Raw genomic sequence first — 25,822 nt, forward strand, 5'->3', positions numbered from 1 at the left:
AAAAGACGATCAAAGTAAGAGGAGTGAACGAGCATGATTCGCAAAGCTACAGTAATGAAGGTTTACAAAGATAAGTACGATGATTACAAACAACGCCACGATAAGCTTTGGCCAGAAATGGCGGAAATGCTAAAAGCCCATGGTGTCCACCATTATTCGATTTTTCTGTTAGAGGAGACTGGCCAGCTGTTTGCCTATTTGCTTGTTGAAGACGAAGACAGTTTTAGCGAAGTCGCCAAAACAGAGATATGCCAAAAATGGTGGGCGTATATGGCGCCGCTAATGGAAACAAATGATGATCTAAGTCCAGTTTCCCATGATTTAAAAGAAGTTTTTTATTTAGCATAAGGGAGTGGTAAGGATGGTGCGGCAAAATAAAGGGATGAAAGCCACGATTACGGTAGCGATGTCCAATTATTTAGAAGCAGGCGCTATTGTTGCGGGCGCCGGTGGGCTAACATTATGGGTCGAGTATTTGCAGTTGACCGACATGTGGGTAGGATTGCTAGGCGCCTTGAGTGCTAATGGCTTTGGAGCAGCAATCGGGGCTCTGATTGGCGGTGCTTTAGTCGACCGCTATGGCAGGAAATTTATTTACAAATATGATTTGTTGCTATATATGGCAGGCATGCTTCTCATTGTCTTTGCTTTTTCCTTTCCTATGCTGCTTGCCGGCTATGTCATCGTTGGCATTGCTGTTGGCGCGTTAATTCCAGCAGCTTGGACGTATATTGCCGAAGAGGCGCCGCCTAACGAACGAGCTGCCAGAGTCGGTTGGTCCCAGTTCGCTTGGTCGATTGGGCCTGCTATTACGCTTTTTTTGTCGGTAGCGCTTGCTCCCCTCGGTTTACTAGGCAGCCGTTTGATCTTTGCGCAATTGTTTGTGGTGGCGATCATCACTTGGATATTGCAACAGCAAATCAATGAATCGCAAATATGGGAAAAAGAGCAAGAAAAAGCACGGCTGACTCAATCTGGCCAGGCTGCTGTGAAAGGCTCGTTAAAAGATTTGTTTACGATCAAAGCAAATTTGAAAGCGCTTATCTTTCTCATTGGCATCTACTTTTTCTGGAACCTTGTCGCTGGGACAATGGGATATTTTATGCCATATATTTATGAAACGGTAGGCGGTTTGTCAGCAGCACAAGCCAATTTGCTGCAAGGCGTCCTTTGGACATTTACGGTGATTGCTACTTATGCGGTGTTTATTAAGCTTGGCGATAAAGTGAACCGTAAGCTTTTGTTTGGGACGGGAGGGGTTTTGGGCATCATTGCCTGGCTCATTCTGACTTTTGGCGGTATGGGCATGACCGAGCTTGCCTTGTTTGTAACGATCTGGGGATTGGCTGCAGGCTTCGGTGCCCAGGCGTTCTATGCGCTGTTTGCGAGCGAGTTGTTCCATACAAAATACCGTGCCCAAGCCCAAGGATTGATGTTTTGCGTCGTACGAATTGGCGTAGGGTTGATTTCCCTTGTCGTTCCGGCAATGATTTCGACAATCGGCTTTCAAACATCAGGAATGATCATGATTGCTTTCTTGGTCATTAGCCTAGTCATCGGCGTTATCATGGCGCCAGAGACAAGGAACCGGTCATTGGAAGAAATCCAACATGAACGTTATGGGAAAAGCGCTTAACTGGACTTAACAGCGAGGCTAAGGCATAGAAGGGCGTTTCAGCAAAAAGAGGATTACAGTCAGCAAAATCGAACCTATACGAGTAACATGGCAGGAGAGTAAATCGCCCTAAGAAAGGAGTTGAGCCTTGTGAGGACTGGAAAGCAAAAGCCAAAGGGAGCGGTTTATTTATATGAAAACAAGCATAAAGAGAAAAATTACATTCATAGCCATTTTCATTATACACACCAGCTTCTCTATGTCCTCGACGGAAAAGGGGAGTGCGAGTTAGGGAAACAACAGCATGCGCTCGCTTCTGACAATTTGCTCATCATTCGCCCTTTGACACACCACTCGATTGCCGCGCAATCAAAAATGACTATGCTCGTGCTAGAGTTTGATGAAAAGCAACTGCCTGTGGAGTACAGGCACACGCTTATAGCTAACGTGTTTGCCCGTTCAGAAGTGCTCCGCCTCAATTTGTTTAAAGGGAGTGAAGTCCGCCAATTGCTAAGGCGTATGCTTTACGAACAACTCCAGTATAGGGACCGCGAAAAAATCGGCTTGTCGCTTTTGCTTGGAGAGTTGTTGCTGCTATTAAAGCGGACGAAAAAAGGATTTACCTACCAAAACACAAATGAGTGGCGTGCGGCTGCCCTTAAAGAGTATATCGAAAATAATTACTACCAGTTAAGCCGCGCTGAAGAATTAGCTGCCAAAATGGGGGTAAGCTCCCGCTATATGCAGCAAATCTTTAAAGACGCATATGATACGACGCCGATGCGGTATCTAACCGAAGTCCGTTTAAACCGCGTAAAGAAATTACTAATAGAAACTGACCTTGATATGGTTTCGATTTGTTTCGAAGTTGGCTTTGAATCGTTGCCTACCTTTTATCGCGTTTTTAAAAAGCAAGTTGGCGTTAGTCCTTTAGTCTATAAACATACTCAATTAAGCCAGTATCATCACCGCAATGTTTCAAAATAATAGCCAAAAAGTCGCTTCATAGAGGCCCCTAATGACCCTAGCTGATTTAGTTCGGAAACTGAGAACGAAAAACGGGGAGTGATAAGACGAATTGGATGCGCTTTCACTAAACTGAGAGCAAGAGGTTGGCGATAAAGTCGACAAAATCGCTTTCATTCAATTAAAAGCGAACTTAGATGAAAGGGGCATATAAGAATGGCTACGCATCCAATTGGCATTATTATGAATGGCGTCACCGGGAGAATGGGCACAAACCAGCATTTAATCCGGTCGATTTTAGCAATCCGTGAACAGGGAGGGGTTGCGCTTCCTAATGGGGAGACGCTTATGCCTGACCCGGTATTAGTAGGAAGAAACGAAGCAAAACTTGAAGCGCTTGCGAGCAAATACGGACTAAACCGGATCGAAACGGACTTAGAGCAGGCGCTGGCAGACGAATACAATGTCATCTATTTTGATGCACAAACAACGAGCCGCCGCGCTGCCGCAATTAAGCAAGCCATTTCAGCAGGCAAGCATATTTATTGCGAAAAACCAACGGCGACAAGCTTAGACGAAGCCCTTGAATTAGCTGAGCTTGCCAATAAAGCAGGAGTGAAGAACGGCGTTGTCCAAGATAAACTGTTTTTGCCTGGTTTGTTAAAGCTAAAACGATTGATTGACAGTCATTTTTTTGGTGACATTTATTCGGTGAAACTTGATTTTGGTTATTGGGTATTTGAAGGCGATTGGCAGGAAGGGCAGCGGCCAAGCTGGAATTATCGAGAAGAAGATGGCGGCGGCATTATTGTCGATATGTTTGCGCATTGGCGGTATGTAATCGACAACTTGTTTGGCGAAATTCAATCTCTTTCTTGCCTAGGAGCGACTCATATTCGCAAACGCGTGGATGAGGATGGCCAACCATACAAGGCGACTGCCGATGATGCAGCCTATGCGATTTTTGAATTGGAAAATGGGATTGTTGTCCAAGCGAATTCCTCATGGGTGACACGTGTCGACCGTGATGATTTATTGACGATCCACGTTGACGGAAAATATGGAAGTGCAGTCGCGGGATTGCGCGATTGCAAAATCCAACACCGTGTCATGACGCCTCGGCCGACATGGAATCCAGATATACCAAACCCGATCGCTTTCCAGGAACTCTGGCAGCAAGTGCCTGACAATGAGCCTTACGAGAATGGCTTTAAGGCACAGTGGGAACTGTTTTTGAAACATGTTCATACAGACAGTCCATTTCCTTGGGACTTGCTTGAAGGAGCCAAAGGGACACAGTTATCAGACTTAGGTTTACAAGCATGGCGTGAGCGGAAATGGGTTGACGTCCCTAAACTGGCGGCAACTGTTCCGGCAAAGCATGTTTAAGGGGGCAAAAACGATGGCTTACACGATTACATTGCCAACTGAAGACAGAAACAAAATCGTTTATACGCTCCAGAATGCTGAGCCTGCATGTCTGAAGACGGCTGCTTTTTCTGCACGGCGTGCCTACTCAGCGGCTCATGTCGTCGCCGATCCGTTATCGCCAGTACCGCCAGTGCTGGGCGGCAAAGTTGACTGGGAAGCGACCCTTTCTTACCGCCACCACCTATGGCAACTCGGCTTCGGTGTTGCTGAAGCAATGGATACAGCGCAAAGAGGGATGGGCTTAACATGGGAAGCGGCCAAACAGTTGATCGCTTATTCGGCAAAGGACGCAAAAGCAGTCGGCGGTGACATCGCTTCAGGTGTGGGGACGGATCACTTGAGTGACAAAGAGATATATGGGCTTGATGCGATCATTTCCGCTTATGAACAACAAATGGAGTTTGTCGAAGCGCAAGGCAGTCGTGTGATTCTCATGGCAAGCCGCGCCCTTGCGAAAGCAGCACGGTCACGAGATGATTACCGGAGCGTGTATAGCCGCCTGCTCCGCCAAGTGAAGGAACCGGTGATTCTCCATTGGCTTGGCGACATGTTTGATCCGAATCTAGCTGGTTATTGGGGAGATCGATCCATTGACGGGGCGATGGATGTTTGTCTGGAGATTATTCATGAACACAAGCACAAAATAGACGGGATCAAGCTATCGCTGCTTGATAAAAGCAAAGAAGTGGCTATGCGCAGTCTTCTTCCTCAACAGGTAAGAATGTATACAGGCGATGATTTTCACTATCCTGAACTGATTGCTGGGGAAAACGGCTTTTATAGCGATGCGCTATTAGGCATTTTTGACGCAATTGCGCCGGCAGCTGCTGAAGCTTTCCAAGCGCTTGACCGCGGCGATCTCGAAACCTATAACCGGATCTTGGCGCCAACTGTCCCACTTGCCCGCCATATTTTTGAAGCGCCGACCTACGCCTACAAAACAGGGATTGTCTTTATGGCCTACTTAAATGGGCACCAAAACCATTTTCGAATGATTGGAGGCGCAGAAGGAGCGAGGTCTGCTGTTCACTTGGCAAAGCTATTTATGCTAGCCGACCAAGCAGGCTTGCTCGTTGAGCCTGAGAGAGCGATTAAACGGATGGTGCTAACGCTTGAAGCGGCTGGTATTAGCCAGGAGGTGCGCGTATGAGCGGTGCTCCTGGAATCGAGCGTTTCAGTTTAAACCAGATTACGACTGAACAATGGACGTTGCCAGAAGCGATTGAAGGCTGCGCCCGCCACGGCGTGGGCTGGCTGGCTGTTTGGCGTCATAAACTGCATGAGTACGGCTTAAAGGAAGCGAAAGAACATATTCGTGATGCTGGCCTTTCCCTTTCCAGCTTATGCCGCGGCGGCATGTTTCCTGCTGCTAGCCAACAAGAGCGGCTCCAGCGGATTGAAGACAATCGGCGTGCCATTGACGAAGCCGCTGAACTTGGCGCGAATGTGCTTGTCCTTGTATGTGGCCCAGCTGCCGGCAAAGATTTAGTGGAAGCAAGAAAGCATGTACAAGCAGGGATTGAGGCGATTGTTCCTTATGCAGAACAATGCGGGATTAAACTTGGAATCGAGCCTCTTCATCCGATGTACGCAGCTGACCGTTCTGTTATAAATACACTAAGGCAAGCCAATGATGTAGCTGAAACGATCGGCACAAACCAAGTCGGTGTAATCGTTGATGCGTTCCACGTTTGGTGGGACCCTGAGCTAGATCAACAAATCGAACGGGCAGGCCAGCATATACTTGGGTTCCATGTTTCCGACTGGAACGTTCCTATTACAGACATGTTTAAAGGCAGGTCCCTTATGGGCGATGGTGTAATCGACTTAAAGAACATGCGCCGGTTAGTAGAACAAGCAGGATATAAGGGACCGATTGAAGTCGAAATTATGAACCAGTCGCTCTGGAACCTTTCCGGCGATGAAGCAATGGCGAAAATCATTGAACGGTTTGATACCCACGTCTAATCGCGTTGTTGGCAAGAGTGCGAACGAGGAGGCTTAAAATGGCGGATTTGGTTTCAGTAGTAGTGGCTGGCATTAATGGTTATGGCAGTGGATATGTAAAAAAGCTATTAACCCACAAACAAGCACTGCTTGCAGGGGTTGTTGACAATGCGCCGGAACGTAGCCCGTATTTGCCCGATTTACGAGAGCGTGGTGTACCGGTCTACCATTCACTACGCTCGTTTTATAAAGAACATCATGCTGATTTGGCTGTTATCGCTACACCAATTCATTTTCATACAGTCCACGCTCTGGAAGCGTTAACGTATGGCAGCCATGTCTTGTGTGAAAAGCCCCTTTCCGCTATGGAAAATGATTTTCCTTTGTGGGAAAAAGCAGTAAGAGAGGCGCAAAGATGGGCAGCGATTGGTTTTAATTGGTCATTTAGCAAAACCGTTCATGCGTTAAAGCGTGACCGAATGGCCGGCATGTTTGGTCGGGCCAAGTCGCTAAAGACATTGGTGTTTTGGCCGCGAAACACCGCGTACTACCAACGTTCCGATTGGGCAGGAAAACGCTTCTCCCAGCAAGGGCAGGCGATTTTTGATAGCATTGCCAACAATGCCGCAGCCCATTTTCTTCATCATTTGGTGTATGTGCTAGGCGACAAAATCGATACTTGCGCCAACGTCGTTGACATCGACGCTGAATTGTATCGGGCCAATCCAATTGAAACATTTGACACATGCATATTGCGAGCGGAAACAGACGAAGGAGCAGCGCTATTGTTTGTGGCCTCACACGCTACGGAGGAAGAGGCCGGTCCGATGTTTGCGTTGGAATTTGAAAAAGCGACAATCGAATATAGGTGCAACAATAAAACGGGCCACGTCATCGCTTATTTTAAAGATGGTTCTACAAAAGTATATGGCAGGCTTGGTGTTACTCACGATGATTCATTTGCGAAGTTGGACGACTGTATTGAAGCAGTTATTGACCCAAACAAAACGGTCCCTTGTACGTACGAAACAGCATTTGCCCATGTGCAAATCATTGAGCAATTAAAACAACATCCTATTCACGAGTTTGCTAATGTCAAGCAAGTTGACGGCTACCGGGTCGTGCCAGGTTTAGCTGATGCATTGCTTGAACGCTATGAAAACCCACAGCAACATGGTTTTACTCCGATTAAAGAAACGCTGAAAACGTAGCAGGCAGCACTCGCGTCCATCGCGGGTGCTGTGACTGTAAATAAACGCTTCCAGGTCTTTACAGATGAACCCATGTTCGTTCGCGTATTCCCTCGCCTGACAAGCGTTTTCTATCAGTCTGATGAATGTTGCCGACAAATATAGCCTTGACTTGGCTGTGCGATAAGGTGGTTGCTATGTTTAAAAAGGCAAAGGTCAAAACCATTCTGTTTTTAAGCATTGCGCTGTTTATTATTTTCCTGTTTTTTGTCGTAATTGGCGTAAGTTATCGCATGGTTGTGTCGGAAACGATTGCCTCGACGTCGGCTCACCAAAAGGAGCTTTTGCACTTATACCGGGATGAATTGGATAACCAGATGAAGGTGTTGGAAGAAACAGCAGTTGTTATTTCAAGAAATGCTGATTTGCAAGCCTTTATCAATAACCGACACGAACACTTTTCTTATAATCGACAACGAAACAACCTCCACAAGTATTTGCATCAAGTTGTATTAAGTTCATCAATGATTGATTCCATTGATATATACATGGATAATCCCCCAACTTTTGATAGCCAATATCCGATCCGTTTTCTGTCTAAGATTGATATGCACAGCCATCCAAAAAACAAAGAAGTAAATGAGGCCAATGAAGTTTGGCTAGGAGAACACGACAAACATTTAACAGAAGAGGAAAAGGTCGTCTCTTACATGTGCAAACTGTATTCGGCCAAAGGAACGTTAAAAGCTATGTTAGTACTGAACGTCCGCACCCGTGATTTTGAAGCCTTGTTTGTGGATAGGGATCATCATGCAAATCAGCGAATGTTAGTTGGCAAAAATGGAGAGGCGATTATGGCCGCTCATGAAACAGACGAAGAAGTAGGAAGAATCGTAGCTGAACATTCTTTTAACCAAGGTGGAAAAAGAGAGCTTGACCAGGGGCTAGCTGTATGGTCAGCGTTAGAGCGTGCTGATTGGTTTCTTGTCGAGGTAACGCCATGGGGAGAGCTAACGAAAGGGGGGAAACGAATTACAGCTGTGCTTATAGCAATTAGCCTAGTAGCGATCGCAGGGGCGCTCCTGTTTGCTTTGTTTCTGTCTACTGCGTTTTCAAAGCCAATTCTCCAGCTACGCCAAGGGTTTGTGCAATTTGGCAAATCACAAAAAGTGAATGTGCCAATTGGCTATCAAAATGAATTTGGCGATTTATTTGAAGGGTTTACGGAAATGACGAAGGAAATTCATGCATTGCACCAATCTTTAGAGGAAGAGCACCGCCGCAAAAATGAAGCTGATATAACGGCATTACAGGCAAACATTAACCCACATTTTTTGTACAATACACTCGACCAATTAAATTGGATGGCGATTGCCAAGGGACAAGATGAAATCAGTGAAGTGATTGAATTGATGGGAAAAATGCTACGGATTGGCCTCTCGAAAGGGAAAAGTTTCATACCGATTGCCGATGAACTGGACCATATTCGCTACTATATGCAAATCCAGCAATGTACAAAAAGCGTCGATATTTCATTTGAGATCGATGTCCCATCTGAACTCCACCATTACTATGTGCCGAAGTTTACATTGCAGCCGATTGTTGAAAACGCGATTGTTCATGGATTTCATCGCCGCCAACGTGGGATGATTGACATTTCCATTCGTCCATACAAACAGGCGCTTCAGCTACAAGTAAAAGATGACGGCGTAGGGTTTGATCAAAAGGAGCCGATTCCCCGGAAAAATGGTTATGGTTTGCAAAACGTCGCAGAGCGTTTACGAGCGTTTTTTGGTGAGGAAGGGACGATCACTGTTTACAGTGCAATAGGGGCAGGGACGACAATATTGATTGAAATTCCGCAAAAGCAAACAAGCGATTGGGGAGGAGTAAACAAACATGTGGAAAACGGTTATTATCGACGACGACGAGCAAGTAATTGAAGGGCTAAAAGGCATCATTCCCTGGGAGAGGTTTAACATGACCTTTGTTGGAGAAGCGTATGACGGCGAAGAGGGGATTAAGCTGATTCAAACCAATCAGCCGAACATTGTGGTAACCGATATTTATATGCCTGTGTTGGAAGGGTTGGCAATGGTTAAAACGGTGAGGGATGAAGGATTTGCTGGAAAGGTTGTCATTTTAAGTGGCTTCGATGATTTTGAATACGCACGACAAGCGCTGCGCTTACGTGTAGATGACTATTTAAGCAAACCGGCTTCAAAAATGACGATTTTCACTGTGTTCGAGAAAATCGTCAATCGCTTAACGGCAGAGGCGGAAGAGGAGATCAAAAGCAAACAGTTGGAAATCCGCTTAAATGCGGTTGCGCCATTGCTTGACCGCCCTTTTGAAATAACCGGCGAGTCGTTACCCCTTTATGAAACATTGGCAACAGCCGTACGCGACAATGATTGGCGTAAAGCACAACAAGCAGCAAGAGCGGTCGTGTCTTATTTACATGATGCGAAAGAACTGGAGCGGCCTTCATTGCTTCATTTCCATGCAAACAGCTTGCAAGCATTGATCCGTGATGCGGTACGAAATAGAACCGGCCAACATGTCTGTGCCAATAGAGTGGAAGTGGCACCAGACCAATTGTTGACGATCAAAGACTTCGAAGCATGGATCGAGTCGCAAGTTGATCAAGCGTGCATCGCCTCGATTTCAGAAGGCAACGCGAGGCATCGCCGCGCTGTCCAAATGACGATCGACTATGTTCATGCCCATTATAACGAAGATCTTGTCCTCAAAGATATTGCGGAAGAGGTGGGTTTATCGAGGAAATACCTCGGGATTGTGTTTCAAAAAGCAGTCGGCGAATCGTTTAAGTCCTATCTTACCCGCGTTCGGATGGAAAAGGCGAAACAGTTGCTGCTTGAAGGGGAGCTGTATATTTATGAAATTGCTGATCAAGTCGGTTACAGCCATGTCCATTATTTTACAAGGCAATTTAAGCGTTTTTTCCACGCCAGTCCAACTGAATTTATTAACCAAAAAGAGTAAAAGCGTCCCATATTTCTTTTAAATGGTCTTTTGTGCAAACTATTTCCCTTTTGTCATCTATTCACCCACAAAAAGAGTTTTTAAACTAGAACTAAATGAAAGCGCTTTATTTTATGAAAAAGGGAGGCGACAAAATGAAAGGATGGCAAGGAGTAGCTGGAATGTGTTTAGTGAGTGTCGTGGCGCTCACAGCATGCTCATCGTCGGAAACGGAAGTAGCCGAAGGAGAGGGCGGCGAGAAAGCGGACTTAAAAAGCGGCCAAACCGAGTTGAGAGTCGCATGGTGGGGCTCGCAAGCACGGCATGACCGCACAATCGAAGCGATTAAACTGTTTGAAGCTGAAAATCCGGATATCGCTATAACGACGGAGTTCACTGGCTGGGACGGCTATTGGGAACGGATGTCGACGCAAGCAGCGGGCAGAAACTTGCCAGACGTCATTCAAATGGATTTACAGTACATCAACGAATATGTCTCCCGTGATTTGCTTGTTGATCTAACCCCCTACGTGGAAGATGGAACGCTCGATTTTAGTGATGTGGATGACATTTATTTAGAAGGCGGCATTGTAAACGAAGGGTTGTATGGAATTAACCTTGGTTCCAATGCGATGTCCATCGCTTATGATGCTGAGATTTTCGCCGAAGCAGGCGTTCCGGAACTAGAACCTGGTTATACGTGGGAGGATTATATAGAGGCAGTCAAAACAATCAACGAAAACTTGGATGGCATGTATGCGTATGGTTTCGGCGATAGTTTAAATTTTTTTAAGCATTATTTGCGCCAACATGATTTGTGGTTGTACAACGAAGACAACACCGGGCTTGGCTACGACGACGACAAATACTTGATTGATTTTTTGAACATGTATAAAGACTTGCTTGACAGTGGGGTGGCTGCGCCTCCTGATGTCAAAGCCGAGGTGCAAGGCATCCAAGATGAATTAATTGTCCACGGACGCGCTTCAACGTTTTCCCCTCACAGCAATCAAATTGTCGCACTCAATGAAGCTGCTGGCCGTAAGCTTCAGATGACAACTTTGCCAGCAATGGAAGGTGGATCAGAAGCCTCCTTTATCAAACCGTCATTGCTATTTTCTGCTACAAGCCAAGGGGACAAGAGCGAAGAGGCTGCGCGATTCATCAATTTTTTTGTCAATAGTATAGAAGCCAATGAAATTTTAAACGCTGAACGGGGCGTGCCGATTTCTGAAAAGGTTCGAGATCACCTTTATGATCATGTCAGCGAAAATACACAACTGCAATTTGATTATGTTCAATTAGTTGAACAGAGGGCTGCGCCGATCCATCCACCAGACCCAGCAGGTACAGGTCAGATTTTGGATTTATATGCGCGTATGATAGAAGAATTCGAGTATGAGTTGCTAAGCGCCGAGGAATTTGCCGAGCGTTTCCGGGGCGAAGTGGAGATCATTTTAAGCAATTAGCCAGTGGATGATAAAGGAGAGACGAATGAAACCATCAGAAACGATAAGAGCCGAGTATCCGCCGAATCGAAAAACAAGCGCGAAATGGCGTGTTTGGAAACAGTATTTAGTCGGATTTGCCTTTATTTCTCCATGGCTAGTCGGGTTTTTAGGCTTTGTCATTGGCCCGATGATCGCGTCGCTTTATTACTCATTCACTGATTTTGATATGTTGACGAGCCCTAATTGGGTTGGCTTGGACAATTATATCACGATGTTTACCAATGATCCGAGGTTCCGTACTTCAATCACGGTCACGCTTGTATTCGTGTTTGTGTCAACGCCAATCAAACTAGCGTTTGCCTTGTTGATTGCGATGCTGTTTAACAATAAACGCAAAGGGTCAGGGTTTTATACGACGATGTTTTATATTCCTTCCATTATCGGCGGCAGTGTTGCTGTAGCTGTGATGTGGCGCCAGTTATTCGGCGGACAAGGAGCCATTAACGATATTTTGTTGTTTTTCGGCGTAGAAGGAAAAAGTTGGATTGCTAGCCCCGACCATGCCTTAATGGTGTTGATCTTGCTTGTTATTTGGCAATTTGGTTCTCCTATGATCATCTTTTTGGCAGGGCTTAGGCAAATTCCTGAAGATTTATATGAAGCAGCGTCCGTTGATGGGGCAGGGAAGTTTCGCAAATTTTTATCCATCACGATTCCATTGTTGACGCCTGTCATTTTCTTTAATTTGATTATGCAAATGATTGGTGCATTTCTCGTCTTTACACAAGCATTTGTGACAACACAAGGCGGCCCTCTTGACCGCACGCTGTTTTACGCTTTGTATCTTTATGAACGAGCGTTTACCAATTATGAAATGGGCTATGCTTCTGCGATGGCCTGGACATTGCTCATTGTGATTGCGATTGTCACAGGATTGCTTTTCTATAGCTCGAAAAAATGGGTGTTTTATGAATCAGAGAAAGGGTGAGCAGGTGCAAACAAAAAGGAGGTTTAAAACGTTTCTATATCACTTTACTGTTCTGCTGTTTGGTTTTTTTATGCTTTACCCTGTGCTTTGGATGATCAGCAGCTCCGTAAAGCCACCTGCAGAAATCTTCCAGCAGGCAGCTTCTTTGCTGCCGTCTGCTTTTCATTGGGACAATTACGTAGAAGGTTGGAAAGGATTTGGCAGCGTTGGCTTTGACCAAATTTTCCGCAACTCACTCTTTGTATCAAGCATGAACATTATCGGTGCCTTGATTTCATCTTCATTTGTCGCGTTCGGGTTTGCACGGTTGAAATTCCCGCTTAAGAATATATTGTTTGCTTGTCTAATTGGAACGCTGATGCTTCCCATGCAAATCACGCTCATTCCCCAATATATTCTGTTTAACTACTTTGGCTGGGTCAATACGTTTTTGCCGTTAATCGTCCCTGCCTTTGTAGGCGGCACACCGTTTTTCATCTTCTTAATGGTCCAGTTCATCCGAGGCATCCCGAGAGAACTAGATGAAGCGGCTGTCATTGATGGGTGCTCTACCTTTGGCATCTTCTGGCGGATTATTATGCCTTTGTGCAAACCGGTGCTTGTCACCGTTACGATCTTTGCGTTCCTATGGAGTTGGGATGACTTTTTTGGTGGGTTGATTTATTTGAATGACCCATCACTCTATACGGTAGGACTAGGGCTTGCCAGTTTTCTGGATTCTACTAGCGCTTCGTCCTGGGGACCGCTTCTGGCGATGGCAACACTGTCTCTCGTTCCCCAATTTATCGTGTTTCTATTCTTCCAAAAATACTTGGTCCAAGGGATTGCAACAACAGGAATCAAGTAACGATCGAGGTCATGAAAAGATAACGAGGAACTACTTGCACAGATCTCTTTTGGGGCGGGATCGATAAGTCCTATAAGTGTGTAAAATCGGTTTTCGAAAAAGAAAAGGAGCCACTTTCAGCATTATGTTGAAATGGCTCATATTAGATTAACGCGTAAATCCAGAACGTTGCAGCAACCGCCTATTTACACGATCTTTATTACTACTGTTTCTTTTTCATCTTAACCTTCATTACAAAACTTTTTTCATAGTTGGTATCTTTCGAATTAGATGACTAAATAGGAAGCTCAATAAACTAGCTAAGATACTTACTATGAAAAACTTTGTTAACGCTCCAGAAGGGATTTCTTCCATAGCCCCTTGCAATATATAAACTACAAAAATGTGAATAATATAAACGGCAAAAGCGTTTTCTGCCATAAAAGCAAGTAATTTTCCGCGTTTATTCGCAAATTCCCTGCCTATCACTAGTATTCCTATTATCAAGCCAACGCCAATAAACCCTTCTAAAACTAGCCATATATAGACAGACCGTAAACCTGTTAAAACATTTAAATAGTGCATGGCTGCTGCTATAATTCCTATTATGAACCAGATCACGCCTGTTTTAATTGGAATATTTTCTAACCAATTAGAACGATAAGCAAGAATGCCAAAGGCAAAAAAACTAATATACTGTGGCAAACGTCCAACTTCTACCGGCATAAAAGGTGAAATATTCACCCATTCTCCTACAGGAAACCAAATCCGAATAAGCATATTAGCAATTATTAATGATAATGAAAATAAAAATAATTGTTTATGTCCTAATGATCTGCTTTTTGTAGGATTTGGTATCTTCATTATAACTCGTACTAAGGCGTAGCAGACAGAAAGAAAGAATAATAATGCGATAAACCAAAGATGACCAATTTCAAAATCAAGTGTTCCAATATAATCAAAAATCATATATTCCCAGAACGATCCACTAACTCCATCGACAAAATAGGTGATTGGGCCAAATAGTACAATGACCACAACGATAAAAGGAATACCTAACCGGATGAATCTACTTTTTATAAAGGAGTAAACGCCTCTTTTATCGATCGAAGCAGGAATAAAATAAGCAGATATTAGAAAAAATAACCCCATAAAGAAAGCGCCATTAACATCAAAGAAAGGACCTAAAATTGCTGATTTTTCTGAACTTGCAAGTGGCCAATCATCAATAGGTCCATATGCTTGACCAGCGTGATGAGCTACGACTAATAAGATTAAAAATACTTTTATATGATCTAGGTATAGTAGTCTTGATTTTTTAGAGAAAGGTTCATTTTTTAATTCCATTCATTTTATACCCCCATGCTCTTTATAAGTTGATACATGCCAGCTACTCACTAGCCATCGTTTAATCTGCGTATATCTACATGTCACGATGTTACCGTTCTTTTCAGAGGCAATCGAATTAGTACTTTCGATCCTTTTTCTAATCCTTCACTATGTGCACTTATCATACCGCCATGCATTTGAACAATATATTGAGCAATGGATAAACCTAATCCTGTACTTCCGGAAACTCTGCTGCGAGATTTATCTGCCTTATAGAATCGTTCAAATATATTTGGTAAGTCCTCTTTAGAAATGCCAATCCCATTGTCTTGAATAGAAATCAACGCATAGTTTCCCTCGACTTCACAATTAAAAGAAATTGTACCTGAAGAAGGTGTATATTTTATACTGTTATCTAAAACAATTCTGATGACTTGCTTAATAAGTGCAAAATCGCCATCCACAAGAACTTCCTGTTTCTTTTCAAATATAAATGTATGGCCTGTATTCATCACCACTGAATCTCGTATGACTTCTTCAATCAGTTCAGGCAAATGAATGGTTCTTACCTCCATCATTTGTTGTCCTGACTTTGCTAGCAGCAGGAGCCTTTCAACCAATTTATTTATATACGATGCCTCTTTTTTTATAGAAGAGATGGCTTCTTGCCGGATAGCAATATCTTCTCCTCCCCATCGTTCTAACAAATCAGCATATCCTTGAATGACTAATAGCGGTGTTCGAAGTTCATGGGAGGCATCGGAAACAAAACGGTCTTGTTGACGATAGGTGTCCCATATTTTATCCATTAACTCATTAAACGTTTCTGCCAAATCACGTAATTCATCATGAGATGTTTTAACATCCAATCTTACATTTAAACTGCCTGTTCTAATGAACTTGACCATCTCTTGTATAGGACGCAACATCGTTTTAATGGTCCAACCACTAATAACTAAAACAAAAACTCCAATTATAATGAATACAAATATGAGAACAAATATAATCGCTCTAACAATCTCCCACTCTTGTTCAAGTGATTTTGAAATAGTAATCACAACGCTCTTTCCATTTAGATCGACGTTAAATTTGTTTGTAATCTTCATACTATTAATGTCACTTGATATCCCTGTTGTCTTTACTGGCTCGCTTTCAACTAACAAAACGGTTATATTCGTATTAGCTGAATAGGAGTCGATTTGATCGATTTCCCCTTTAGAAACCATACTCCTAATGACTCTTTCATGGTCTTCTAATGTCAGGGAAGCCCCTGCAATTAGGAGTCTTGAAAATGCAAAAACAAGTACAAATCCGATCACAGTAAATAAAATAGTAAAAAGCCCTAAATTGGTTAAAATCGATTTTAATCCAATCGAAAATTTAAAGCGTTTATTTAGCCTTTCCCAGAGATTAGTTATCTTTAATGACATATCCAATTCCTCTAATCGTTTGTATCATCCTAACGTCCATAACATCTTCCAGCTTTCGTCTAATATTCTTTATGAACACATCTACAATATTTGTATCGCCATAATACTCATATCCCCAAACATTCTCAATGATATTTTCACGTGATAATGCAATATTACGATTTACCAATAAATAATAAAGCAATTCATATTCCTTCTTAGTAAGGCCTAATTCTTGTCCCTTAACGATTACTTGATACGTATCAGGGTTCATTGTCAGTTCTCCCCAATGAAGGCTATTGTTTGTCGTTTTTTCGCGAAAGATTACCCTAATACGAGCAAGTAATTCTTCTATAAAAAAGGGTTTTGTCATATAATCATTCGCTCCACTATCCAACCCTGTAACTTTATCAGATACCTCTCCCTTTGCAGTAAGTAATATAACAGGGGTGGTTACTTTCGACTTCCGAAGTCTGCGTAGAACTTCGATCCCACTAATTTTAGGAAGCATCACATCCAAAAGAATCACGTCAAACTTTTCTAATAGCGCCTTAGCTAATCCGTCTTCTCCATCGTTTTCTATAATTAACTCAAATCCTTCATGTTTTAGCTCTAGTTCTAAATATCGAGCTATCGCTGCATCATCCTCAATAAGCAAAATTCTCTTCAATCAAATTCTCCTTTCAGTGACGCTTTTTGAATAATTGCCTTCTGCATGAATGTCTGATTAAGTTGCTTCAGATTTAGTCTAATATGAAAAAATGAAGCAATTAGGTAACGCTTTCTGAAGATTTAATGAACGTTTGTATTTTTCTTTTTCATTTATAAGAAGCCGTCTTCCTTTTATGAATCTGATCACTTTTCATACCTCTCCTTATATAAACATATTTGAAGGAATACATTTGCAATAACTTCTTTGAACCTATCTTGCCGTTTTTATATTTGAATAAAAGCCTTCTGAAACGCACCAACGGCCATAACTCGCTGATATCCTATCATAAAAAGAGTAGCGCTTGTGACTTAATCAACATCTTGTAATCGTGCCAAAGTCATGGTTTTTCAATGGTGTCATTATAATTTACGTTCTTAGTAAGTAGCTTCAATCTAGTTTGATACTACCTACGATTTATACTTTACGAACGAATGAATTCTTCTTTATTTTAGGCAGTTGTTAATATTGGATGATGCAATCTGCTTAACTATATCGATAAACTTTAAAGTAATAGGGGAGGAGTGAACTCTATGCTTATAAGCGATGCCTACCTCTCGTATATATGGAGTGCTGAAATTTTTTTGGATAAGGTTGTTAGGTGAATGAATTAATAATGAACTAGGAGTAATTGATATACCCAAATTTTCGCTAACCATTGCTAATATTACTTGATCTACAGCGATCTCATAAACGATATTTGGTTTTATATTGTTTTCAGATAGTATGCGTGCCACATCACGATCAATTTGTTTGTTAGGCATAATCCATCTTTCATTTTTTAGTTGATTAATATTTAGGTCAACTTCCTCAGCAAGTGGGTGATCTTTCGATAGGATACAGACTAAATTATCTTTAAAGGTTTGTTCAAATACAAAGCCACTAGCATGAGGCCTTACTAAAAAACCTACATCTATTTGATCTGTCTCAAGCCATTCTTCTACCTGGTCATAGTTTCCTTCGAATAACTGTATATCTAGCTGTGGGTAGTGCTCCTCAACATAAGCTAACACCTTAGGCAAAAGAATCAGAGAAACACTTGGGAGAGTGCCTATACGCAAAACGCCTGAAATTATATTTTTAGAAGTGGAAATGGTTGTAAGCAATTGTTCATGCTGTTGCAGAATATTTACAATCTGCTCATATACGAGCTTTCCTTCATTAGTTAGATTTATATTTGATCGATTTCTTATAATTAATGTTAACTCAAATTCGTCCTCTAACTTAGAAATGGCATGACTGATTGACGATTGGGTGAGATTTAACTTTATTCCTGTTTCAGTGAAGCTTCCTGTCTCAATTAATGTTCGAAACGCTTTATATTGAGCTAATGTAGGCATTTGGCTCCTCCTTATGAATTTAATTCATACTTATAAGCTGAAAGATTCATTTGACTAATTGTTTTCACCAATTATATAATTAATCCCAATTAAATCAATAGGAATAAAAAGAGAGTTGATTATGGTGAAGAATTTATCAATGGAAATTATAACAGCAAAAATGTTTAATGAGCTGCACGTAGCCATATTAGAAGCTTATTCTGATGAAGGATACAACCTAATAAAAAAAGGGTTAATAGCTTTTGGTTTGAAGGATGCTGAATTAATTGCTATACAAGCAACCTCAGAAGGTCAAAACCATCATTTCTTTGAGTATCTTCCACCAGTTTTAGAGGTACAAGAAAAATATGCAAGTCTAACCCCATTTGCCCGCTTTGCCAAGATGTTCGCACAAATTGCGAAACAAGTTGTTGATGAATACGGGGAAAAAGGGGAGGCAGTTATCATGTCTGCGGTTGAACAATTTGGTAAGAAACGCGGACAAGGAATCGCGCAACGAGCTAGGTCGAATGGATTCGAAAATACAGTCGAGAATTATTTATCCCATTACGATATGGGACGTAGTGAACTATTTGAATTCGAAAGTAGCTATAAAAAAGAGGAAATTGAACAGACGTTTACAAAGTGTCCATTAGGACAACAATGGGCTGATGATGGGACAGGTGAATATGGAATTCTCTACTGTAGAATGATCGACCCCTCTATTGCGAAGGGTTACAATAAAAATTTTGACGTCGTCCATGACCAATACGTCTTAAAAGAAGGGCAATGCCATTTTAAATTTCAGATGAAGGAAGGGAGGTAAGGGGGGGCTAGGCAGAACTTATTAGAAGTAATTTTCTGCAAACAGTGTTTCGTAGAGACAACAATGATATTACTACCGTCAAAGATGTTAGTGGCGAGACATTAGCGATCCTCTGTCAAGATAATAGAAACAATTTTAATATTCACCGTATCATTACCTGGATTTTACGAACGTCAGCAAACCATTCTCTAGATACTCTATAAGGTCATTCATGTTGAGTTGGGCTTCTGATCGTTGCATGGATGTCGTTTCACAACCACAAAAAATCATCCACCCTTGAGTTAGCGGCTCAGGTGGATGATTCGTACCATCTGCCGATCCCCCTTGCATTTCAACCAATTCCTGACACATTAGTCCCTACCTTTAATAATCCTCGTCGTTCATAACCATATATGGGTTAATAAAGGACTTCAAGTTTATGTTAAAGTAACCCTCTATATCATTTTTTAAGCTTTCCTCTAATTTTCCGTCAATCCCATCACTACTTTAATTTTTTTCACCTAAAATGGGAATGCTTCGTTCTTTTTTGCTCTTATACTTCTGTCTACATTTTATAGGTTACCTTTGTCTGTTTTGAATAAAGCTTTTTCTTGAATCTTCTTTAATAAAGCTTAGTGTATCACAATCAGATAGTGGCTTAGCATGACCACTGTCTTTTTTTGCGCCCCAAAAAGCTAAGTTCGGAAACTGAGAGCGAGGAACCGTATTTAATAAGACCGATAGATAGCAGTTCGTTATTCTAATGGATAAATAAGGTTTTTTTCTACCGAAAGGAGGAGGATGGATGGCTGTTTGCTTTCGGAAAATGGCTGTAGCACTTGTCTGTGTTGCATTGTGTTTGCCTTTGTCAAAAAGCGAACAAGCAGTAGCAAATGGGCAACCAGATTACTTAAATGTTGTGATCACGGAAGTGACGGATGACTCCGTGACGTTGGAATGGAACAAGCTAAAAGAGGCAGATTCCTACAAAGTCTATTGGGCCGATAAAGACACAGATTTGATGGAATATGAAGAAATCGCCGAGACGGAAGAACAGGCATTTGTGTTTAACGGTTCGACTCATGTCAACCATTTTTTTAAAGTCGCTCCTATCAAAAACGGCGCTGAAGGAAAGCGTTCTTCCGCTGTGAAATCCCCTGTTGAAAAGCAGTTCGACGTGCAATTGGAAGCGCTTGACCGTGGCTTAGTAGCCGTTGATACAGGAGAAGGCGTTTTTTTGAGTTGGCGGCTGTTGAAGGAAGAGGCGGTCGGCTATTCTGACCATGGATTGGTCGGCACAGTTTTTAACGTTTACCGTGATGGGCAATTTCTTGAAACGGTAACCGACAGCACCAACTATTTGGATGAGCAAGGAACGTCATCATCTAGTTATTATGTAAGCGCTGTCAATGGTGGGAAGGAAGAGGCAAGTGACGTAGTTCAGCCGTGGGAAAACGGCTATTATGACTTGCCGTTGCAAAAGCCGGAGGATGGTGTAACGCCTGCAGGAGAAGCGTACACGTACCATGCTAATGATATGAGCGTCGGCGACGTCAATGGCGATGGCCAGTATGAGTTTTTTGTAAAATGGGAACCGACAAATTCGAAAGACGTGTCGCAAAAAGGCTACACCGGACACACCTATATTGATGCCTATACATTGACTGGCGAGTTGCTATACCGGATAGACATTGGCAAAAACATTCGTTCCGGCGCCCATTACACGCAACTGCTTGTTTATGATTTTGATGGGGACGGCAAAGCGGAACTGATGTTCAAAACGGCACCAGGGACAAAGGTGATCACCTTTACAGAGGATGGCAAAGTTGAATCAGAAACGTATATTACGATGCCACAGGAAGACGTGGAAGCAGGGTACAGCCATGAAGACGATTACCGGATGAGTGCCGATGATTATTATGCCCATCTGGTCGAGATGTTTATCGGTTGGCATGAACATGAAGAAGTAAAAAACGGCCATTGGCCAGAGACGCTTGAAGAGGCTTTCGGGATCGAACCGTTGTATGACTATCCTTTAAGCCGCGGAGATGCGGAGGCGTTAGCCGATTATTTTATCGATGAATACGCCCCTTCGAGAAGTGCGAACAACCAATTGCGGGATTTTGAAGGTTTTATCGTTGAAGGCCCTGAGTATTTAACCGTGTTTGCAGGCGAGACAGGACAGGAATTACAAACAATCCATTATAAACCAGGGCGAGAAGACGATGGCCTTATGTGGGGCGACTATGCGATGAACCGGATTGAGCCAGGCAATCGTGTCGATCGCTTTTTAGCAGGGGTTGCATACTTGGATGGTGAAAAGCCTTCTGCCATTTTTGCGAGAGGCTATTACACAAGAACAACACTTGTCGCCTATGATTGGGACGGCGAACAACTGCACGAGAGTTGGTTTGTTGACAGCGGCTGGACACCGATGGAAAACCCATTTCACGATTCGCCCCATGGCGTAGACGGAACCAATGAGGAATACGCCACCCTCACCACACAAGGGGCGCATTCATTAAGTGTTGCCGATGTTGACGGGGATGGCAAACACGAGATTGTTTATGGGGCCGCAACGATTGACGATGACGGAACGCTCCTGTATAGCTCGTTTGCTGAATTGCCTCCCGAAAGTGCAGCACCAGGTGAAATGGCTCGATTAGGCCATGGCGATGCCCTTCATGTTGCCGATATTGATCCAGACAGGCCAGGGTTGGAATCGTTTATGGTTTTTGAAGGGGCCCAGTATGCGCCGTATGGTTTCGCGTTACGCGATGCGCGCACAGGCGATGTCCTTTACGGAGAGTATAGCGGCAGAGACACTGGCCGCGGCATGGTTGGCGATGTCATTCCTGGCGAGCGCGGCCTGGAAACGTGGGCCGTCGGCTTATACAGTGCGTCAGGCAAGCGTTTGAGCACCGAGCAGCCAGGCACAAACATGAATATTAAATGGTCCCCTGACATGACCACACAAATTGTTAATGGCGCGCTTGACGAGACACCGACGATTGATGATTGGCAACGAGGGCGTTTGTTGACAGCGGAAGGGACACGGACAAACAACGGAACGAAAGGCAATCCGTCCCTTGTTGCTGACATATTTGGCGATTGGCGGGAAGAACTTCTCGTCCGCACAGAAGACAGCTCTGCGATTCGTATTTATATGAACACAGAACGAACAGACCGAAAACTGTACACATTGATGCATGATCCCCAATACCGAACGGGGATTGCTTGGCAAAATGTTACTTACAACCAACCTTCTTATCCGAGCTTCTACTTTGCTTCGGATATTGATTGGGCATATGTGCCATTGTTCAATGAACACGAGGAAGACCGATTCGCCTTTTTGGAAAAAGCAACAGAAGCGTTTATTGTGGCGGGCGAAGTCCAAGGCCCACTCGTTGTCCAGCTTACCCAATCCCTGAAGCAGGCAAAGCACCACAACGAAGCAGGACGGACGGAGCAAGCGCTCTTGTTTATCGACAAGTATACGCGCCATTTGCATAATAGGGCGAACGAACGCCACTTCTCGAAAGAAGCGAAAGAACAGCTAATTCGCCATGCTGAAACAGTCGAGCAACAGTGGGGGCAAGGCTAAAAATAAGAAAATGATAAGCCGCGCATTTGCGAAAGCCGCGTCTGTTGAAGGACGTGAGCACAGAATAAAAGGAGGAGTTGTTGTGAAAAACAAGCGGAGCACGGTTCTTTACTCAACATTGGCTCTGTTGGCGATGGCAGGTTGCCAAGTGGGAACGGGAGGAGAAGACAACGGTTCTACCGCCAGCGGCGACAATGTTTTAAGGGTTGCTTGGTGGGGCGGGCAGGAGCGCCATACAATGACACTTGACGTGATCGATTTGTTTGAAGAAAAATATCCTGACATATCGGTTGAGCCAGAGTACACGAGCTGGGACAACTACTGGGAACGGCTAACGACACAAGCAGCAGGAAGCAACTTGCCCGATGTCGTCCAATTGGATTACACGAAAATGAACGAGTACATTTCCAGAAATTTATTGAAAGATTTAGCACCTTTGATCGAGGACGGCTCGATTGATTTGTCCAATGTGGATGATGTGTACCAAGATGTCAATACGATCGACGATGCCATATATGGAATTTCACTCGGCTCCAATGCCCTCGGCATGCTTTACAATGCCGAACTGTTTGCCGAACATGGGATTGAGCTAGACGAAGGTTATACGTACGAAGATATGAAAGCATCGATGCTTGAATTAAAAAGCGCACTTGGCGATGGCTTTTATGGCTACGACTTTAACAATACTGAATTTGATTTGTTTTTCGCCTATGCAAGGCAGAATGGCGAAAATGTGTTTAATGAAACAGGCGACGGGCTTGGCTACTCTGATGAAACGCTCGTTTCTTATTTTCAATTTATCCAAGGGATGATCGAAGAGGAAGCAGCGCCGCCACATGAGTTAACGATGGAATATATTCAAGGCGGGGATTCAACGATTGCAGACGGCACGACAAGCATGCTGCTAATTGCGAGTAACCAGATTATTGGGCAGCAGGCGTTAACGGAAGCAGAATTAGATTTGAAACCGCTTCCTGAGATGGAGGGGGGAACGGAAGGCAATTGGATAAGGCCAAGCATGTCGTTCGCCATTAGCGAGCATACGAACCAGGAAGAACATGCGGCGCTGTTTATTGACTTTATAACAAATGATCCTGAGGCAAATGAAATTCTCCAAGCGGAGCGAGGCGTGCCGATTTCAGCCGAAATCCGTTCCCATCTTGAGGGGAAAGTTTCGCCAGAAGTCGAAAAAACGTTTGCGTACTTAGAATATGTCGCTGAGAACTCGGCGCCAGCCGATCCACTGCCCCCGCCTGGTGAAAGTGAAGTGCGTGCTGCCTTCTTGCGGGTTGTGGAGTCGTTAAAATACGGGCAAACCACACCGGAAGATGGAGCCGAACAGTTTCGCCAGCAAGCAGAATCGATCTTAAAGTAAGCATCGGAACAGGAGGCCAAGATGAGACCTACGCAAAGCACCGTTCAACCTTCTTTTAAAGGAAAACCAATGAAGTCGCTGCAAAACGATTTCGTTGCCTACTTGATCATTTCTCCGTGGCTAATTGGCTTTTTAGGATTAGTCATAGGGCCGATGCTAGCGTCCCTTTATTTTTCGTTTACCAATTATGACATGCTTTCGCCTGCAGTTTGGACAGGGCTCGACAATTACAAAAACGTGTTGTTCAATGACCCGCGTTTTGTCCAGTCTTTAAAAGTCACACTTATATTCGTGTTTGTCTCTACGCCTCTAAAACTGATTTTTGCCCTATTGCTGGCGCTGCTCTTTAATACAGGAAGAAAAGGGACAGGGCTGTTTACGACGATTTATTACATTCCCTCCATTATTGGGGGGAGTGTAGCGATTGCCGTTGTGTGGCGCCAGCTATTTGGCCGCGAAGGCGCAATCAATACGCTATTTGCCTCCGTTGGCCTTGATGGCATCAACTGGCTCGGCGATCCTTCGTACGCGCTATCAATTTTAATTGTGCTTGTCGTTTGGCAATTTGGTTCACCGCTCATTATTTTTTTGGCAGGGCTACGACAAATTCCCCAGGAGCTTTATGAAGCGGCAAGCGTTGATGGTGCGTCTACATTGACTCGTTTTTTTCGAATCACGTTGCCGATGTTGACGCCGGTCATTTTCTTTAATTTAATCATGCAAACCATTGGAGCGTTTATGACATTTACACAAGCGTTTTTAATTACAAATGGTGGGCCGATGGATGCGACTAATTTTTACGCGGTCTATTTATATGAAACGGCATTTGAGCATTTACGGATGGGCTATGCGTCGGCAATGGCATGGATTTTGCTTGTCATCATTGGCGTGATTACGCTTATTTTGTTTGCGACGTCCAAATATTGGGTGCATTATGAGGGGGGAAGCAAATGAAGAAGCGAACCAAAACGGCGGATGCGATTTATTATACGTTTGTCATTTTATTCGGTTTTGTCATGTTGTATCCAATCTTATGGATGGTGGCAAGTTCTTTAAAGCCGCAAACAGAGATCTTCGGCAACGCCGCTTCATTATGGCCTGGCGAATTTATGTGGGGAAACTATGCAAAAGGCTGGGAAGGGTTTGGGCGGACTGGATTTGACGTCTATTTTTCTAACTCTATTTTTATTACGACCTTGTCTGTTATAGGTGCGATTCTGTCTTCGAGCATTGTCGCCTACGGCTTTGCACGCCTGCAGTTTCGCTTTAAAAAAATTTTATTTGCGTGTTTGCTCGGCACAGTGATGTTGCCTGTGCAAATTACCTTAATACCTCAATACATCATGTTCCATAACATCGGCTGGGTCAATACGTTTTACCCGCTAATCGTTCCAGCTTTTTTAGGGGGCACGCCTTTTTTCATTTTTCTGCTCATCCAATTTATCCGCGGCATTCCACGAGAGCTAGATGAGGCAGCTATCATTGACGGATGCTCGACGTTTGGGATTTTTTGGCGGATCATTCTGCCTTTAATTAAACCTGCGCTTGTGACGGTCGCCATTTTTGCCTTTATGTGGGCATGGGATGACTTTCTCGCTCCGCTAATTTATTTAAATAGTGCTGACATTCAAACCGTCTCCCTAGGGCTCCGGAACTTTATGGATGCAGAAGGGGGCACGTCGTGGGGGCCGCTTTTGGCAATGTCGACTTTATCTCTATTGCCTCAGTTTATCATCTTCTTGTTTTTCCAAAAACATTTGGTAGAGGGCATTGCGACAACGGGGCTTAAATAGGGAAATGTTTGCTTGCATGTATACGAACAAAGAATCCAGTACTGGGTTCTTTGTTTCGTCTGTTTAAAATTTCGCGTTGA

At 43.5% G+C, this 25,822-nt stretch carries 21 protein-coding genes; 17 read left to right on the top strand and 4 right to left on the bottom strand.

The window, feature by feature from the left end; genetic code table 11:
• The first annotated feature begins 33 nt into the window (after positions 1 to 33).
• From rhaM to BUC05_RS16925, 12 genes are all read left to right on the top strand, one after another.
• A complete protein-coding gene (gene rhaM, locus BUC05_RS16870; protein ID WP_011245237.1) occupies positions 34 to 348 on the top strand; it encodes an L-rhamnose mutarotase in 315 nt (104 codons plus the stop codon).
• 13 nt (positions 349 to 361) lie between these two features.
• A complete protein-coding gene (locus BUC05_RS16875; protein ID WP_011245238.1) occupies positions 362 to 1,636 on the top strand; it encodes an MFS transporter in 1,275 nt (424 codons plus the stop codon).
• A gap of 129 nt (positions 1,637 to 1,765) precedes the next feature.
• The gene (locus tag BUC05_RS16880) at positions 1,766 to 2,602 is read left to right on the top strand and encodes a helix-turn-helix transcriptional regulator (protein WP_073305412.1); all 837 of its coding nucleotides are present in this window, start codon (positions 1,766 to 1,768) and stop codon (positions 2,600 to 2,602) included.
• A gap of 195 nt (positions 2,603 to 2,797) precedes the next feature.
• Positions 2,798 to 3,970, top strand: coding sequence for a Gfo/Idh/MocA family protein (locus tag BUC05_RS16885; protein WP_073305414.1), 1,173 nt, complete (start codon positions 2,798 to 2,800; stop codon positions 3,968 to 3,970).
• Between the two features lie 13 nt (positions 3,971 to 3,983).
• Positions 3,984 to 5,162 (top strand): dihydrodipicolinate synthase family protein, encoded by a 1,179-nt coding sequence (locus BUC05_RS16890; protein ID WP_011245241.1) that lies wholly within the window; start codon positions 3,984 to 3,986, stop codon positions 5,160 to 5,162.
• Entirely contained in the window at positions 5,159 to 5,980 is an 822-nt protein-coding gene (locus tag BUC05_RS16895) for a sugar phosphate isomerase/epimerase family protein (RefSeq protein WP_073305416.1), read from the top strand. Before BUC05_RS16890 ends, BUC05_RS16895 begins: the two co-directional genes overlap by 4 nt.
• 38 nt (positions 5,981 to 6,018) lie before the next feature.
• Positions 6,019 to 7,170 carry a Gfo/Idh/MocA family protein gene (locus tag BUC05_RS16900; RefSeq protein WP_073305418.1) on the top strand — a complete coding sequence of 384 codons (1,152 nt, stop codon included), beginning with the start codon at positions 6,019 to 6,021 and terminating at the stop codon, positions 7,168 to 7,170.
• 176 nt (positions 7,171 to 7,346) lie between these two features.
• Positions 7,347 to 9,092, top strand: a complete 1,746-nt coding sequence (locus BUC05_RS16905) for a sensor histidine kinase (protein WP_073305420.1) — start codon at positions 7,347 to 7,349, stop codon at positions 9,090 to 9,092.
• Positions 9,049 to 10,155 carry a response regulator transcription factor gene (locus tag BUC05_RS16910; protein ID WP_073305422.1) on the top strand — a complete coding sequence of 369 codons (1,107 nt, stop codon included), beginning with the start codon at positions 9,049 to 9,051 and terminating at the stop codon, positions 10,153 to 10,155. Before BUC05_RS16905 ends, BUC05_RS16910 begins: the two co-directional genes overlap by 44 nt.
• A 134-nt stretch (positions 10,156 to 10,289) precedes the next feature.
• Complete coding sequence (locus BUC05_RS16915; protein WP_063608133.1) at positions 10,290 to 11,603, top strand: ABC transporter substrate-binding protein; 1,314 nt, start codon at positions 10,290 to 10,292, stop codon at positions 11,601 to 11,603.
• Positions 11,604 to 11,628: 25 nt separating this feature from the next.
• Positions 11,629 to 12,573 carry a carbohydrate ABC transporter permease gene (locus tag BUC05_RS16920; protein ID WP_073305424.1) on the top strand — a complete coding sequence of 315 codons (945 nt, stop codon included), beginning with the start codon at positions 11,629 to 11,631 and terminating at the stop codon, positions 12,571 to 12,573.
• The gene (locus BUC05_RS16925) at positions 12,554 to 13,420 is read left to right on the top strand and encodes a carbohydrate ABC transporter permease (protein ID WP_244153321.1); all 867 of its coding nucleotides are present in this window, start codon (positions 12,554 to 12,556) and stop codon (positions 13,418 to 13,420) included. Before BUC05_RS16920 ends, BUC05_RS16925 begins: the two co-directional genes overlap by 20 nt.
• Positions 13,421 to 13,651: 231 nt before the next feature.
• Here the strand turns inward: BUC05_RS16925 and BUC05_RS16930 are convergent, their stop codons facing one another.
• From BUC05_RS16930 to BUC05_RS16945, 4 genes are all read right to left on the bottom strand, one after another.
• On the bottom strand, positions 13,652 to 14,746 hold the full coding sequence (locus tag BUC05_RS16930; RefSeq protein ID WP_063608135.1) for an acyltransferase family protein: 1,095 nt from the start codon (positions 14,744 to 14,746) through the stop codon (positions 13,652 to 13,654).
• An 83-nt stretch (positions 14,747 to 14,829) separates the two neighbouring features.
• Positions 14,830 to 16,158 (bottom strand): sensor histidine kinase, encoded by a 1,329-nt coding sequence (locus BUC05_RS16935; RefSeq protein ID WP_073305428.1) that lies wholly within the window; start codon positions 16,156 to 16,158, stop codon positions 14,830 to 14,832.
• The gene (locus BUC05_RS16940) at positions 16,139 to 16,807 is read right to left on the bottom strand and encodes a response regulator transcription factor (protein ID WP_073305431.1); all 669 of its coding nucleotides are present in this window, start codon (positions 16,805 to 16,807) and stop codon (positions 16,139 to 16,141) included. The genes BUC05_RS16935 and BUC05_RS16940 overlap by 20 nt, the downstream gene beginning before the upstream one ends.
• 485 nt (positions 16,808 to 17,292) lie before the next feature.
• Positions 17,293 to 18,186, bottom strand: coding sequence for a LysR family transcriptional regulator (locus BUC05_RS16945; protein WP_073305433.1), 894 nt, complete (start codon positions 18,184 to 18,186; stop codon positions 17,293 to 17,295).
• Between the two features lie 121 nt (positions 18,187 to 18,307).
• On the opposite strand from BUC05_RS16945, the gene BUC05_RS16950 reads away from it, so the two are divergent.
• The 5 genes from BUC05_RS16950 (at position 18,308) to BUC05_RS16975 (ending at position 25,742) form a co-directional block, all read left to right on the top strand.
• Entirely contained in the window at positions 18,308 to 18,991 is a 684-nt protein-coding gene (locus tag BUC05_RS16950) for an L-2-amino-thiazoline-4-carboxylic acid hydrolase (protein WP_073305435.1), read from the top strand.
• 784 nt (positions 18,992 to 19,775) lie between these two features.
• On the top strand, positions 19,776 to 22,574 hold the full coding sequence (locus BUC05_RS16960; RefSeq protein WP_073305437.1) for a rhamnogalacturonan lyase family protein: 2,799 nt from the start codon (positions 19,776 to 19,778) through the stop codon (positions 22,572 to 22,574).
• Positions 22,575 to 22,656: 82 nt separating this feature from the next.
• On the top strand, positions 22,657 to 23,949 hold the full coding sequence (locus BUC05_RS16965; protein ID WP_244153322.1) for an ABC transporter substrate-binding protein: 1,293 nt from the start codon (positions 22,657 to 22,659) through the stop codon (positions 23,947 to 23,949).
• A gap of 21 nt (positions 23,950 to 23,970) precedes the next feature.
• The gene (locus BUC05_RS16970) at positions 23,971 to 24,903 is read left to right on the top strand and encodes a carbohydrate ABC transporter permease (protein WP_035205441.1); all 933 of its coding nucleotides are present in this window, start codon (positions 23,971 to 23,973) and stop codon (positions 24,901 to 24,903) included.
• Entirely contained in the window at positions 24,900 to 25,742 is an 843-nt protein-coding gene (locus tag BUC05_RS16975; RefSeq protein ID WP_073305441.1) for a carbohydrate ABC transporter permease, read from the top strand. The genes BUC05_RS16970 and BUC05_RS16975 overlap by 4 nt, the downstream gene beginning before the upstream one ends.
• Positions 25,743 to 25,822: the final 80 nt, after the last annotated feature.

It is taken from the genome of Shouchella rhizosphaerae (genome assembly GCF_900142675.1).
GTDB classification, from domain to species: domain Bacteria; phylum Bacillota; class Bacilli; order Bacillales; family Bacillaceae_D; genus Shouchella; species Shouchella rhizosphaerae.